We start from the raw sequence: 14,203 nt of genomic DNA, 5'->3' as shown, positions 1-14,203 counted from the left end.
TATTAGTACTTTTCCTTTTTAAAACAAAAGTAATTAAAAGTGAGACTTTATTAAAAAAAGACTTTCACTCTTATATTAAGTTTTCTAATTAAATAGTCACAATATAAAAAGTACTTCTTTATTTTTACACTATGCAATTTCCTAAGAAACTACAGCAAAAAATTTCACAACGAGTAGCACAAAACTCTCTAAGAAAACTTGGTAAAGAAAACTCGCTTATCGATTTTTCTTCAAACGATTACTTAGGGTTTGCTAAATCTGAAGTTATTTTTAATAAAACACATCAATTTTTAGTTGATAATAACAGTAAAATTAATGGCGCAACGGGTTCTCGCCTACTTTCAGGAAATCATAAACCCTATACTGAAGTTGAAAAACAACTAGCAAAACTTCATAATTCTGAAACAGCTTTAGTTTTTAATTCTGGTTACGACGCCAACATCGGTTTTTTTGCTTCAGTACCTCAACGCGGTGATATCATTTTATATGATGAGTTTATTCACGCATCCATACGAGACGGCATACAACTATCCAATGCGAAATCGTTTAAGTTTAAGCATAACGATTTAACTCATCTTGAAGAGCTCCTAAAACGAGTTCATCATAATGACTTAGAAATTTATGTGGTTACCGAATCTGTTTTTTCGATGGACGGAGATTCTCCTGACTTGATAGCAATATCACAACTAATTAACAAACAAACCAACACACATTTAGTTATAGATGAAGCGCATGCCTTAGGCGTTTTTAGCTTTGGATTAATTCAAAAACTGCAATTAGAAAATGTCGTTTTCGCTCGAATTATCACTTTCGGAAAAGGTTTAGGATGTCATGGAGCAGCTATTTTAGGAAGTGAACAATTACAACAATACCTTGTAAATTTTGCCCGTAGTTTTATTTATACTACTGGTTTGTCTCCTCATGCTTTAGCTACCATAAAGATTGCTTACGAAGAATTAACTTTTAGTAACTCCCTACAGAAACTACAAGAAAATATTCAACATTTCATTTCAGAATCAAACAGACTACAATTAAGTTTTATTGAAAGTTCTTCTGCCATACATTGTTGTGTTATTTCAGGAAATGAACGCGTAAAAAACATTGCCTTACAATTACAAAAAAGCGGTTTTGAAGTAAAACCCATTTTATCACCTACCGTTCCTTTAAATCAAGAACGTTTACGTTTTTGTTTACACGCATATAATTCTAAAGAAGAAATTACCGATGTTTTAGAGAAGCTTGCTACTTTTGTAACATCATGAAACAACAAAAATATTTTATTACAGGAATTTCAACAGAAGTAGGTAAAACTGTGGCTTCTGCAATCATAACAGAAGCTTTAGAAGCTGATTATTGGAAACCTATTCAATCGGGAGATTTAGAATATTCTGACACTCATAAGGTTAAAAAACTCATTTCAAATTCAAAAACTGTTTTTCACCCAAACTCATATGCTTTAAAAACACCAATGAGTCCGCATGCTGCTGCTGAAATTGATGGAATTACCATTGAAATTGACAACACAAAAGAACCTTCAACAAAAAACCATTTAGTTATTGAAGGTGCAGGTGGACTATTAGTTCCTTTGAATGATAAAAACACATTATTGGATGTTATAAAACCAGATTATAAAGTAATTGTTGTTTCTCGTCATTATTTAGGAAGCATCAATCATACACTACTAACAGTAAACTTATTGAAGGAAAAAGGTTTTGATGTTTCATTAGTTTTCTCAGGAAACGAACACAAAACCACCGAAGATATTATCAAAAAAATGACTACGGTTCCTGTAATTGGACGTATTGAAGAAGAACCTTATTTTGATAAAAATGTGATTAAAGAATACGCCGATAAATTCAAAGAAAATTTATGACTTTAACCGAAAGAGATAAAAAACATTTGTGGCACCCACTAAAACAACACCAAACACACCCTGATAGTTTAGGAATTATAAAAGCAAAAGGATGTATACTAACCGACGAGCATGGTAATGAATATATCGATGCTATTTCCTCTTGGTACACCTGCATGTTTGGGCACTGTAACGATTTTATCACCAGTCGTGTTTACCAACAAATGCAAACCTTAGATCAGATTATGTTTAGCGATTTTACCCATGAACCTGCGGTAAAATTATCAGAAGAATTGATCAAAATTCTTCCTGAGAATCAAAATAGAATCTTTTTTAATGATAATGGGTCTACTGCTGTAGAGGCGGGAATTAAAATGGCTTTGCAATACTATTTTAATAAGGGAGAAAAACGCAACACTTTTATTGCTTTTGAAGACGGGTTTCATGGCGATACATTTGGAGCCATGTCTGTTTCTGGGTTATCTGTGTATAATGGCCCTTTTGAAGATTTCTTAATGGATATTCAGCGTATTCCTGTTCCGAATGGAGAAAACAATGAGGCTATTGCACAAAAATTACAACAGGTTATTTCAGAACACAATGTTGCTGGATTCATTTATGAACCTTTAGTTCAAGGAGCTGCTGGAATGAAAATTCATAAGGCCGAAGATCTAAACAACATCTTGGAGGTTTGCAAAAGCAATAATATTCTTACCATCGCAGATGAAGTAATGACTGGTTTTGGAAAAACAGGTAACAATTTTGCTTCTGATGAAATTGCTACAAAACCAGATATTATATGTTTAAGTAAAGCACTGACGGCTGGTTTAGTTCCTATGTCAATTACTTCTTGTACTGAAGAAATTTACACTGCTTTTTTAGGCAATGATATTTCCAAAGGTTTTTTTCATTGTCATACTTATTCTGCGAATCCAATAGCTTGTAGTGCTGCACTAGCGAGTATTGAGCTTTTGAAAGCTCAAGAAATCCAGAACAATATTCAGTTTATTGAAAAGTCTAATAAAACTTTTGCCAAAAAAATAGAAAGTCATCCAAAAGTAAATTCAACAAGAGTCAAAGGAGTTATTTTAGCTATTGATTTAAACACCAATTCTGGTCGTTATGGAACGTTGCGTGACCAGCTTTTAAAATCTTTTATGAATGAAGGGGTTTTCTTAAGACCATTAGGAAACACCGTTTACATTCAACCTCCCTATGTTATCACAAAGGAACAACTTAACAAAATATATACAAGTATAGAAAAAGTTCTAGATAGCCTCTAGAACTTTTTCCTTTTCTAACAAATTAATCTCTTCTTGGGTATCTCTAATTCGAACGTACAAATCTTCATAAACCCATTCACCATCTATTTTAATTCCTCTAATAACTAAAGTTCCTTCTCCTATACTTCCTCGTATTGGAATAGAAAAATCAACATCTCCATCATCATTTGTAAGCGAAATATTTCCTGAAGGAATCCCGTATTTCTCAATCGGCTCTCCTAAGTTTTTAATAACCAATTCATTTTTGGCTGCTAGCTCTATCGCATATTCTACAGGAGTTGCGTTATTTATCATGTTTGATACTCCAAAAAATGCCGCTCCTACACCTAAAACAATTAATAAAATAAATCCTAAACATCCTGTTAATGGTATAAACCACAACCAATTTCTTCCAAACCAACTTTTTTGTCTTTGTTCGCTCATAACTTTAATAATTTTATACCAAGATAAATATTTTTATTTTCTTTAGAATACTTGATTTTACCTTTATTTTTGCTGAAATTTTATCGTGTTGAAAGAACTCATCTCAATAACATCATTTGCTTCTGTTTCTGCCTTAGGAAGTACTCCTGAGAAAATTTGGGAGCACTATCTAAATAATCAACATTTTTTAAGTTTTAAAGACTTTGAAGATTCCAAAGCATGGGTAGCACAATTACCTGATGAAGATAAACATGCTATTGAAGATGTTAGAAAGTCTGACAATAAATACAAAAATTTAGATCCGTCTGTTTTGTACACCCTTTTTGTTGCTAGAAAAGCAATGGAACAAACAAACTGGAAAGCTTCTGATAACTTCGGAATTAATATAGGTTCTTCTCGAGGAGCAACTTCTTTGTTTGAAAAATACCACAAGGAGTTTTTGTCAACAGGTAAATCATCTACCTTAAGCTCTCCAACCACTACTTTAGGTAATATTTCATCTTGGATAGCACATGATTTACAAACCAATGGTCCTGAAATTTCACATTCTATAACTTGCTCAACTGGATTACACTCTTTATTAAACGGTATTGCTTGGTTACAATCAGGAATGTCAGAAAAATTTATGATTGGTGCTAGTGAAGCTTCACTAACTGACTTTACCATTGCTCAAATGCAAGCCTTAAAAGTATATTCCAAAGAAAAAAATGGCTACCCCTGTAAGGCTTTTGACCTAAACAAAACCAAAAACACTATGGTTTTGGGTGAAGCTGCTTCTATTTTTTGTTTAGAAAAAGGGAATAAAAAAAATGCTTTGGCATTTATTGAAGGAGTTGGATATGCTACAGAAGTTTTAAAACACAACACTTCTGTTACTACCGATGCTGAATGTTTTCAAAAATCAATGAAAATGGCATTAGGAACAATTTCTCCTGATGAAATAGACGCTATCGTAATGCATGCTCCAGGAACCATTAAAGGAGATCAATCAGAAATTAATGCGATTCAAAAAGTATTTTGTAACAAAACTCCTTTTTTAACTACTAATAAATGGAAACTTGGTCACACTTTTGGTGCTTCTGGCTTGTTAAGTTTAGAGTTAGCAATGTTAATGATACAACATCAACAAGTAATTGAAGTTCCTTTTGCAGAACCTCAACAAACTCCAAAGAAACTCAATAAAATACTAGTAAATGCTGTTGGTTTTGGAGGAAATGCTGTTTCCGTTTTAATCGCAGGGCGATAGCCAAGGATTTAATTATCTGAAGCTTACCACAAAGCACTTTCTTTGAGTACCTTGTGGACTTCCCCCTAGATAGTTGATTAACAAAATAAAAATTGTCGATTTCAGGCAATTTATATACTTTTAGTAACTCATTTAAATAATTGCTTTATGATGGAATGGTTTTCTGAATTAACCTCTTTTCAACAAGTTTATTGGGGAATAGCAGGTGTTTTTACACTAATTTTTGTTTTTGTACTAATTGGCAGCTTTATAGGTGCCGATACTGATGATATTGGTGACATTGATACTGAAATAGATGCCGATACAGGTGCCGGATTCCAGTTTTTCACCTTTAAAAACATGGTGGCCTTTTTTACCATTTTTGGTTGGAGTGGTATTGCCAGTATGGATGCTGGTAATTCTAATACAATCACACTACTTATTTCTGTTTTCTGCGGGCTGATCATGATGACTATCATGGCAACCTTATTCTACTATATTAGTAAACTAACAGATAGCGGTACTTTACAAATGAAAAATGCATTGAACCAAATTGGTGAAGTGTATTTAACCGTAGGAGCTAATCGCTCTAAAATGGGAAAAGTACATATAAAAGTACAAAACTCACTTCGTGAACTTGATGCCTTAACAGATAATCATGCCGATTTAACACAAGGTATGGTTATAAAAGTAATCGAAGTTACCTCTAACGGAATATTAATTGTTGAATCTCAAAAATAAAAATTGACTATGTTAAAACTTACATTATTACAAATTGATGGTTTTGGTTTTGCAGGCCCTATAGGACTTGTTATTGCCATTCTATTTATTTTCATTTTACTCGTTACTTTAATAAAACGCTACAAAAGATGTCCTTCCGACAGAATTTTAGTAGTGTATGGTAAAGTTGGTGGCGGACAATCAGCGAAATGTATTCATGGTGGTGCTGCATTTATCTTTCCTGTAATTCAAGATTATGAGTTTTTAGACTTAACACCAATTTCTATCGAAGTAAACTTGGTAAATGCACTTTCTAAACAAAATATTCGTGTAAACGTGCCTTCACGTTTTACCATTGGGGTTTCTACCGAACCTGGAGTAATGCAAAATGCTGCCGAACGTTTACTTGGTTTAGCAATGAACGATGTTCAAGAATTAGCCAAAGAAATTATTTTTGGACAATTACGTTTAGTCGTTGCTTCAATGGATATTGAAGAAATTAACTCTGATAGAGATAAGTTCTTAACCAACATTTCACAAAGTGTTGAATCGGAATTAAAAAAGGTTGGTTTAAAATTAATCAACGTAAACATTACCGATATTGTTGACGAATCAGGATATATTGAAGCATTAGGTAAAGAAGCTGCTGCGCATGCAATCAACGCTGCACGTAAATCAGTTGCTGAAAAAAATAGAGACGGTTCTATTGGTGAAGCAAATGCAGTACAAGATGAAAGAACTCAAGTTGCTGCTGCTAATGCAAAAGCTGTAGATGGTGAAAACACCGCAAAAATTGCCGTTGCAAACTCTGACTCATTACGTCGTCAAAGAGAGGCTGAGGCTGAAAGAGTAGCTATTGCTTCTGAAAAAGTGCAATCAGCAAAAGCTTTAGAAGAATCGTATGCTGCTGAGAAAGAAGCTGAAATTGCCAGAGCTGAAAGAGAACGTTCTTCACAAATGGCAGATGTAATCGTTCCTGCTGAGATTGATAAACGAAAAGTAGAAATTGATGCAGAGGCAGAAGCTGAAAGAATTCGTAGAAAAGCAAAAGGTGAGGCAGATGCTATCTTATTCAAAGCACAAGCAGAAGCTCAAGGTTTATACGAAGTATTAACCAAACAAGCAGCTGGTTTAGATCAAATAGTTCAAGCCGCTGGTAATGACTCTCAAAACGCTGCTTTATTATTAATTGCTGATAAATTACCTGAATTGGTAAAGTTACAATCAGAAGCTATTAAAAACATTAAGATTGATAAAGTTACTGTTTGGGAAAATGGAGGAGGAAAAGATGGAAAAACCTCAACATCTAACTTTATTTCAGGAATGTACAATGCAGTACCGCCACTGCAAGAAATGTTCAATATGGCAGGTATGCAATTACCCGATTATTTAAAAGGAAAGGAACTTCCGAATGGTGACGGAAAAGTTGTCGATCAAGACGATTCTCCTTCCGAAGAAAAATAAGACTCATAAAATTCCGCTTTCGAAGCGGAATTTTTTATTTTTACCACCACAAACAACTCGAATTTATGACTGAAATTAGACACGATTGGACGAAAGAGGAAATTCTGGAGGTATACAATAAGCCTTTAATGGAGCTTTTGTACGAAGCTTCAACTATACATAGAAAATATCACGACCCAAACACCGTACAGGTAAGTACATTAATTTCTATAAAAACTGGTGGATGTTCTGAAGACTGTGGTTACTGCCCGCAAGCTGCACGTTATCACACCAATGTTGAAGGAAATGATTTAATGACTGTAAACCAAGTTAAAGCACAAGCTTTACGTGCTAAAGATGGTGGATCATCAAGAGTTTGTATGGGAGCCGCTTGGAGAAACGTAAAAGACGGCCCTGAATTTGACCAAGTGTTAGAAATGGTACGTACTATTAACAAACTAGACATGGAAGTTTGTTGTACCTTAGGTATGGTTACTGAAAATCAAGCAAAACGTTTAGCGGAAGCTGGTTTATATGCTTACAATCATAATATTGACACTTCTGAAGATTATTACGATGATGTAATTTCTACACGTTCTTTTGATGATAGAATTAATACTATTGAAAATGTACGTAAAACCAATGTAACAGTTTGTTCTGGAGGAATTATTGGTATGGGAGAATCTTTAGAAGACAGAGCTGGAATGCTTGAAACGTTAACTCGTTTTTCTCCACACCCTGAATCTGTACCAATTAACGCATTAGTAGCTGTTGAAGGTACTCCGTTAGAAGAACAACCTCCTGTAAACATTTTTGAAATGGTTCGTATGGTAGCAACTGCTCGTATTGTATTGCCAGACTCACAAGTACGTTTATCAGCAGGTAGAACACAAATGAGTAGAGAAGGTCAAGCAATGTGTTTCTTTGCTGGAGCAAATTCTATTTTCGCTGGAGATAAATTATTAACAACTCCGAATCCTGATATTAATGAAGATATGAGAATGTTTGAAGAATTAGGATTAAATACACAAAAACCATTCTTTAAGCACGAACAAAGAGAATCGGTTGAAGCTAAAGATTCTCAGTTTGAAGCTTTAGGTGAAAATCCAAAATGGACAAGACCTGAACATAAAATTGAACGTAACGAACAAAAGAAGCAAGAAGCTAAAGCTTTAAGAAATTAATTCTAAGTAACAACATAAAAAATAGCCATCAAGTACTTGATGGCTATTTTTTTATCATTTTTATAAATAATTCCATTCCTTGTCTGCTTTCTGACGAGTTACAACAAGGCTCCATTGTTACTGTGAAATAAGGAGTAAAATACTCCTCATATTCTTGTTTACTACCACCAAAAGGTGGATGATCGTCATTTAATTCAGCATCAAATAACAATCCTACTAACTTCCCTTTTTCAGTAAGCAATTCACTTACTTTTCGTGCATATTCTGATCGTAATTCTGGATTGATAGCACAGAAAAAAGTCTGTTCTATAATTAAATCAAAAACACCTTCTAATTCAAAAAAGTTAGCGTGAATCAGATTTTCCTTAGGAAAATTAGGAACTCTTTTTTGAATTCTCTTAAGAGGTTCTTCAGCAATATCAACCACAAAAACATTTGAGAAACCTAAACTGAACAAATACTCTGCTTCATACGAATTCCCTCCACCAGGTATTAAAATCCGAATATTTTTATCTTTTAATTGATTAAAATATTCTTTTAATGGATTAGAAATTTCTCCTAAATCCCATCCTGTTTTATCATTCAAATATTTATTATTCCAAAAAGATTCAGATAATTCAATCATTGTAGTAACTTTAATATACCACAAATTTAAAAAAGATAGAAATAGTAAACTCTATACTTATCTTAAGTTTTTATGGCTATCACTTATTTGCGATAGCCATAAATTACATTAACTACTAAGGGGAAAACTAACCTACAGTTTCTTTAACTCAAGTATAATTGATGAATCTGTTTTGCTTTGTAATGTTAACAAACTACTTGTATAAGCGGTTACAACCCATTCATTATTTAAAGCACTAAACACAGTTTCATTTGTAAAATCTAGCTCTAAAAGCACTCTTGTATCAGAATCTACATCATATTCTCCTTCAATATTTTCTAAGGCTGTATTAACAGTATTTCTTGCTATCAATTTTTCTTCGTTTGTAAATTCTATAGTGTATTCAGTAAAATCTTCTGCTATATTTACACCTCCTGTAACAAAACTTTCAACTATAAAAGTAGCTTTGCTAACAATACCTTCTACTTCTTCTGCTTTTTCTTCTGCTAATTCTTCTTCTGCTTCATAAGCAGTACACTCTTCTAGTGCATCTTCAAATTCAGAATCGTCATTAATTTGCACAGAAGTTCCGTTACTTAATGTTACTGTTATTGGGTATTTTATAGAAAATAATTTATCCGATTCTTCTAAATCATCTACAAAACCATATAATTGTTGTTCCGATTCTACAACTACGGTTCCTGTTTGTTCTAAATTAACATCATAAGTTAATATTGAAATTGGAAAATCTACTTTTGCACAAGAGATTGCGCTTTCCATATTATCAGAAGCATTATCACATTCTTGATTTAAGTCTTCAAACTCTTCTTGCGATGAAATAACTATTTCTGAATAATCACTCAGTTTTACTGTTATTGGAAAGTTGAATGCTACTGTATCGTCATCATCATTAAACTCATCCATTATTTCTACAGCTAGTTCATAATCAGCTTCATTATTTATAGTTATTTCAAGACCATTTACAGTTGCAACAATAGGGAATATTAATTCTGCACATGAGTTTCCATCTAAAAAATCATCTTTAGCCCCATCGTTCATCCCTGTTCTTTTAATTTTTTTTGCAAGTTCTGAAGTTGGTGTAATTGCGTTAGGGTTAATTCCTATTTGTTCGTTTTCTTCAGATTGACAAGAAGTAAAACCAACTAAGGCTATGAATGCAAATACTCCTAATAATTTAATCGTTTTCATTTTAAATATTTTTATCCTTTGTTATCTTTTTATCTTTAAAACATTTCTATTTATTTTTAGAACGTTTCTATCATTTAGAAAACTATAAAACATTTTACCCTACTTTTGTTTTTGATTTTTTATTTTTAATTCCCCAAAAAAACAAATTGCATGACTAAAAAATCACTTTGTAACGAAGAAGATTTTAACGAATTCTACAAATCTAATATTCAGTTTATTACTAACTTCTCACATTATAAATCGGGAGATAAAGATACTGCTCTGGATTTGATACAAGAAGTTTTTTTAAAAATGTGGGAAAAATGTTCTGAAATATCATATGACAAAGCCAAATCGTACTTATTTACGAGTGTAAATAACCTTTTTTTAAACAGTTTAAAACATGAAAAGGTTGTTTTAAATTATGCTAAAAGCTCGCCTTATATTGATATTAACAATCAAAGTCCTGAATATTTATTAGAAGAAGAAGAGTTTAAACATAAACTTAAAAAAGCAATTGAAGGTTTAACTGAAGCTGAACGAGAGGTTTTTTTAATGAATAGAATAGATGGTAAAAAGTATAGAGAAATAGCTGAATTATTAAATATTTCTCAAAAAGCAGTAGAAAAAAGAATGTCATCAGCCTTAAAAAAACTGAGATCAAAAATAGATTTGTTATAAGGGTAGGGAAATTTACTTCTTTATTGTCTAAAAGTTAGTTAAGCACAAAAATGAAAGATGAAAAATATATACTAAAGTGGTTAAACGGAGAAATCTCTGAAGAGGAACTATCGTTATTAAAACAAGACCCTAATTTCAAAAATCTTGAAAAAATAGCACATTACTCTTCTCAGATAGAAACACCAACCATAGATGTAGACAAAACCTTTAAGGAGTTTGAACTTAAAAAAGCGACTACTACCAAAAAAGGAAAAGTCGTTTCATTCAATTATAAAAGATTTTACCAATATGCTGCTACAATAGTAGTTTTATTAGTTTCTTCATACTTCTTGTTTTTTAATGGAACTACAAACTATGACACACAATTTGCAGAAACAAAAACATTTAATTTACCAGATGAATCTGAAGTAATTTTAAATGCTAATTCTACTATTTCATTCAACAAAAAGAAATGGGAAGATAATAGAAGTATACACCTTAAAGGCGAGGCTTACTTTAAAGTAAAAAAAGGGAAATCATTTACGGTAAATACTTCTATTGGAAAAGTTACCGTACTCGGAACTCAATTTAACGTAAAAGAAAGAGCCAACTATTTTGAAGTAAAAACTTTTGAAGGTTTAGTTAGTGTACAATACCAAGACACCTTAGTTAAATTAGCGAAAGGGAATATATTTAAGGTAATTAATGGAAAAACAGACACTCTAAACACTTTTAACCTTACCAATAAGTCTTGGTTGCAAAAAGAGTCGAATTTTAAAAGTGTGCCACTTAAACTGATTTTAGACGAATTACAAAACCAATACGATTATACTGTAAAAACTAAAGATATAAACCTTGAACAGCTTTACACTGGTGGTTTTACTCATAACGACTTAAATGTCGCTCTTCAAGCAATTACAATTCCTTTACAATTATCGTACAAAATAGAAGGAAAAATAATTACTATTTATAAATATGATAAGTAAGAAACTTAGCCTTGTTTTTATTTTTCTCCTTTCACTAACTATAAAAGCACAAAACAAAATTGAGCTTAAAAGTTTTTTGGTTGAAATAGAAAAACAACACGATGTAAAATTTACTTATTCTGATGATGATTTAACAGGAAATGTTATTACTACTCCCCAAAAAAACTTGTCTTTAAGCGAGGTGATTGATTATCTAAATAGTACTACGTTATTTAATTTTAAAGTTTTAAACGATCGATTTATAACAGTTTCTTTTTTAGATAAGAAAATAACCATCTGCGGAAAAGTGATAGACTCGCAAACTCTTGAACCACTTACCCTAGCTTCAATTATAATTAACAACGGTAATATAGGAGCTAATACAGACGATAATGGCGATTTTTTTTTTAAGAAAACACCAATTAATACAACAGCAACTATTTCTTATATCGGGTACAATTCGATTACCTTGCCCGTTAAAGAACTTTTTGAAACTCCGTGTAAAGAAATTAGCCTAAATGAACTCTCAGAAGAACTTTCAGAAATTATCATTCCTAATTTTTTAACATCAGGGTTACAAAAAAACATTGATGGAAGTACAACATTAAACTCTAAAAAATTTGGGATTCTTCCTGGACTAATAGAACCTGATATTTTAAAAACTATAAAAGTATTACCTGGTATTGAAAGTGTAAATGAAAGTATCGCTAACATTAACGTTCGTGGGGGTACAAACGATCAAAACCTTATGCTGTGGGATGGAATAAAAATGTATCACACAGGTCATTTTTTCGGATTGATTTCTGCCTACAATCCCTATCTGACTAAAAAAGCTACTGTAATAAAAAACGGTACTAGTTCACAATTTAGCGACGGTGTTTCTAGTACTGTAAATATGCTGACCGACAATGAAATTACACGTAGATTTTCTGGAGGTGGTGGTTTTAACTTACTAAGCGGAGATGCTTTTATACACATTCCTATTTCTAATAAATTAGAAATTCACGCTTCAGCAAGACGATCTTTTACCGATATACTAAATACACCAACTTACAACAATTACTTTGATAGAAGTTTTCAAGAAAACTCTATTGCTTCAAACAAAGAACATAAGACTACTACCAACTTTTACTTTTACGATTATTCTTTTAAAGTTTTATATGATATTAATAACAAACACTCTTTAAGAGCTAATTTAATAAACATTAAAAATAACTTAGACTATACTGAAGAATATACTTCTGAAAATACAACTTTTGAAGAAAACAGCTTACTAAAACAAGAAAATTTAGGAGCTAATATTACATGGAAAGCCAATTGGAATAATCGTTTTTCTTCTGAATTATCTACTTTTTTATCTGAATACACGATTAACTCTTCAGATTTTAATATAGATTCTAATCAGCTGCAAACACAATTCAATAATGTATTAGAAACCGAAATAAAATTACTTACTAAATATCAATTTTCTGATATTTTAAATTTTACAAATGGAGCTGTTTTTAACGAAATAGGAATTGCTAATAAAACTACTGTAAACGCTCCTTCTTATACCAAATCAGTTAAGGATGTATTACTTAAATCTGCTATTTTTTCTGAACTAGAATATAAAAAGAAAAACACGTATGCTCGTTTGGGTTTACGTGCTAACTATTTCCATGACTTTAATCAATTTTTAATTGAGCCTAGAATAAATGTTAGACAAAAAGTAATTAACAACTTATATTTAAAATTAAAAGGAGAATTAAAAAATCAAACAACAACCCAAAAAATAGATTTTCAAGATAATTTTTTAGGGATAGAAAAAAGAAGGTGGGTATTAGCTGATAATGATAAAACCCCTATTATTAAAAGTAAACAAATTTCTTTTGGTACTGAATTTTCAAAAAACAACTTACAAATAGATCTTACTGGATTCTATAAATTTGTTGATGGAATTACGGCTGCTAATCAAGGTTTTTACAACAATGTGCAAACATTAAACTCTATTGGTAGTTATGAAAGTAAGGGAGTTGAATTCTTAATTAATAAAAAAAGTAAAAAAATCAGTACTTGGTTAAGCTACACTTTTGCAGAAAACGACTATACTTTTAATACTTTTTCTCCTAGCATATTTCCTAGTAGTTTAAACATTACCCATTCTTTAAGCGCTGCATTAAATTACAGCATTACCCCTAAGATTAGACTCTCTGCTGGAACAATTTTACGAAACGGAACTCCATATACGACGCCTGTAGTAGGAAACGAAACTATACAATATGGAGATAGAACTGTTGTAAACTACGACACTCCTAACAAAGAAAGATTAAGAAACTTTTTTAGAGTTAATGCTTCAGGAAGCTATCAATTCAATATTTCTAATAATATTAAATCAACAGTTAGAGTTGGTTTTACTAACATTACTAACAGAAAGAATAGTATAAACACTTACTATGTTATAGATAACAACAGCGAAACTAATGTTAGAAAAGTAAATACTTATTCGTTACCATTTACTCCAAACTTAAGTTTTAGAATAAACTTTTAACTAATTATTTCAGTTTTCGATAGATTTTAAATCTTTACCATCATCTATAATAACCTCCAAAAAACCTCAAAGAATTCAATCATTGTATTAACTTTAATATACCAAAAATTTAAGAATAAAGTGTCGTAA

Annotated in this window: 13 protein-coding genes; 10 read left to right on the top strand and 3 right to left on the bottom strand. The window is 31.7% G+C overall.

Annotated elements, in window-relative coordinates:
• The first annotated feature begins 131 nt into the window (after window positions 1–131).
• Genes C8N26_RS03785 through bioA form a run of 3 tightly spaced genes read left to right on the top strand, consistent with a single transcriptional unit; the run spans window position 132 to window position 3,135 of the window.
• Window positions 132–1,262: an aminotransferase class I/II-fold pyridoxal phosphate-dependent enzyme gene (locus C8N26_RS03785; protein ID WP_120186140.1), complete on the top strand. Its 1,131-nt coding sequence runs from the start codon at window positions 132–134 to the stop codon at window positions 1,260–1,262.
• Window positions 1,259–1,873: a dethiobiotin synthase gene (bioD, locus tag C8N26_RS03780; RefSeq protein ID WP_120186139.1), complete on the top strand. Its 615-nt coding sequence runs from the start codon at window positions 1,259–1,261 to the stop codon at window positions 1,871–1,873. Before C8N26_RS03785 ends, bioD begins: the two co-directional genes overlap by 4 nt.
• The gene (bioA, locus tag C8N26_RS03775) at window positions 1,870–3,135 is read left to right on the top strand and encodes an adenosylmethionine--8-amino-7-oxononanoate transaminase (RefSeq protein ID WP_120186138.1); all 1,266 of its coding nucleotides are present in this window, start codon (window positions 1,870–1,872) and stop codon (window positions 3,133–3,135) included. The genes bioD and bioA overlap by 4 nt, the downstream gene beginning before the upstream one ends.
• Here bioA and C8N26_RS03770 read toward each other — a convergent pair.
• Entirely contained in the window at window positions 3,121–3,558 is a 438-nt protein-coding gene (locus C8N26_RS03770) for a cytochrome c oxidase assembly factor Coa1 family protein (protein ID WP_120186137.1), read from the bottom strand. The two genes, bioA and C8N26_RS03770, sit on opposite strands and share 15 nt — an antisense overlap.
• Window positions 3,559–3,646: 88 nt before the next feature.
• Here C8N26_RS03770 and C8N26_RS03765 point away from each other — a divergent pair, with 88 nt between their 5' ends.
• The 4 genes from C8N26_RS03765 to bioB all read left to right on the top strand — a co-directional run bounded on the left by C8N26_RS03765 (window position 3,647) and on the right by bioB (window position 8,130).
• Window positions 3,647–4,804: a beta-ketoacyl synthase N-terminal-like domain-containing protein gene (locus C8N26_RS03765; RefSeq protein WP_120186136.1), complete on the top strand. Its 1,158-nt coding sequence runs from the start codon at window positions 3,647–3,649 to the stop codon at window positions 4,802–4,804.
• A gap of 147 nt (window positions 4,805–4,951) precedes the next feature.
• Window positions 4,952–5,524 (top strand): hypothetical protein, encoded by a 573-nt coding sequence (locus tag C8N26_RS03760; RefSeq protein WP_120186135.1) that lies wholly within the window; start codon window positions 4,952–4,954, stop codon window positions 5,522–5,524.
• 9 nt (window positions 5,525–5,533) lie between these two features.
• Window positions 5,534–6,967, top strand: coding sequence for a flotillin family protein (locus C8N26_RS03755; protein WP_120186134.1), 1,434 nt, complete (start codon window positions 5,534–5,536; stop codon window positions 6,965–6,967).
• 65 nt (window positions 6,968–7,032) lie between these two features.
• Entirely contained in the window at window positions 7,033–8,130 is a 1,098-nt protein-coding gene (gene bioB / locus C8N26_RS03750; protein ID WP_120186133.1) for a biotin synthase BioB, read from the top strand.
• Window positions 8,131–8,173: 43 nt separating this feature from the next.
• On the opposite strand, the gene C8N26_RS03745 is transcribed toward bioB, so the two are convergent.
• Window positions 8,174–8,755 (bottom strand): methyltransferase domain-containing protein, encoded by a 582-nt coding sequence (locus C8N26_RS03745; RefSeq protein ID WP_120186132.1) that lies wholly within the window; start codon window positions 8,753–8,755, stop codon window positions 8,174–8,176.
• Between the two features lie 132 nt (window positions 8,756–8,887).
• Complete coding sequence (locus tag C8N26_RS03740; protein ID WP_120186131.1) at window positions 8,888–9,943, bottom strand: hypothetical protein; 1,056 nt, start codon at window positions 9,941–9,943, stop codon at window positions 8,888–8,890.
• A gap of 150 nt (window positions 9,944–10,093) precedes the next feature.
• On the opposite strand from C8N26_RS03740, the gene C8N26_RS03735 reads away from it, so the two are divergent.
• From C8N26_RS03735 to C8N26_RS03725, 3 genes are all read left to right on the top strand, one after another.
• Window positions 10,094–10,603, top strand: a complete 510-nt coding sequence (locus C8N26_RS03735; RefSeq protein ID WP_028892161.1) for an RNA polymerase sigma factor — start codon at window positions 10,094–10,096, stop codon at window positions 10,601–10,603.
• Window positions 10,604–10,653: 50 nt separating this feature from the next.
• Window positions 10,654–11,568 (top strand): FecR family protein, encoded by a 915-nt coding sequence (locus C8N26_RS03730; protein ID WP_120186130.1) that lies wholly within the window; start codon window positions 10,654–10,656, stop codon window positions 11,566–11,568.
• 76 nt (window positions 11,569–11,644) lie between these two features.
• Window positions 11,645–14,074: a TonB-dependent receptor gene (locus C8N26_RS03725; RefSeq protein WP_245962523.1), complete on the top strand. Its 2,430-nt coding sequence runs from the start codon at window positions 11,645–11,647 to the stop codon at window positions 14,072–14,074.
• Window positions 14,075–14,203: the final 129 nt, after the last annotated feature.

The organism is Tenacibaculum lutimaris, from assembly GCF_003610735.1.
In the GTDB taxonomy this organism is placed as follows: domain Bacteria; phylum Bacteroidota; class Bacteroidia; order Flavobacteriales; family Flavobacteriaceae; genus Polaribacter; species Polaribacter lutimaris.
This window is presented reverse-complemented; position numbering and strand designations above follow the sequence as displayed.

Excerpts from the sequence above, each read along its gene's own strand:
- C8N26_RS03730 (WP_120186130.1), top strand. The coding sequence starts at position 10,654 with ATGAAAGATGAAAAATATATACTAAAGTGGTTAAACGGAGAAATCTCT.
- bioD (WP_120186139.1), top strand. The coding sequence starts at position 1,259 with ATGAAACAACAAAAATATTTTATTACAGGAATTTCAACAGAAGTAGGT.
- C8N26_RS03760 (WP_120186135.1), top strand. The coding sequence starts at position 4,952 with ATGATGGAATGGTTTTCTGAATTAACCTCTTTTCAACAAGTTTATTGG.
- C8N26_RS03740 (WP_120186131.1), bottom strand. The coding sequence starts at position 9,943 with ATGAAAACGATTAAATTATTAGGAGTATTTGCATTCATAGCCTTAGTT.
- C8N26_RS03785 (WP_120186140.1), top strand. The coding sequence starts at position 132 with ATGCAATTTCCTAAGAAACTACAGCAAAAAATTTCACAACGAGTAGCA.
- C8N26_RS03735 (WP_028892161.1), top strand. The coding sequence starts at position 10,094 with ATGACTAAAAAATCACTTTGTAACGAAGAAGATTTTAACGAATTCTAC.
- C8N26_RS03755 (WP_120186134.1), top strand. The coding sequence starts at position 5,534 with ATGTTAAAACTTACATTATTACAAATTGATGGTTTTGGTTTTGCAGGC.
- bioB (WP_120186133.1), top strand. The coding sequence starts at position 7,033 with ATGACTGAAATTAGACACGATTGGACGAAAGAGGAAATTCTGGAGGTA.
- C8N26_RS03770 (WP_120186137.1), bottom strand. The coding sequence starts at position 3,558 with ATGAGCGAACAAAGACAAAAAAGTTGGTTTGGAAGAAATTGGTTGTGG.
- C8N26_RS03745 (WP_120186132.1), bottom strand. The coding sequence starts at position 8,755 with ATGATTGAATTATCTGAATCTTTTTGGAATAATAAATATTTGAATGAT.
- bioA (WP_120186138.1), top strand. The coding sequence starts at position 1,870 with ATGACTTTAACCGAAAGAGATAAAAAACATTTGTGGCACCCACTAAAA.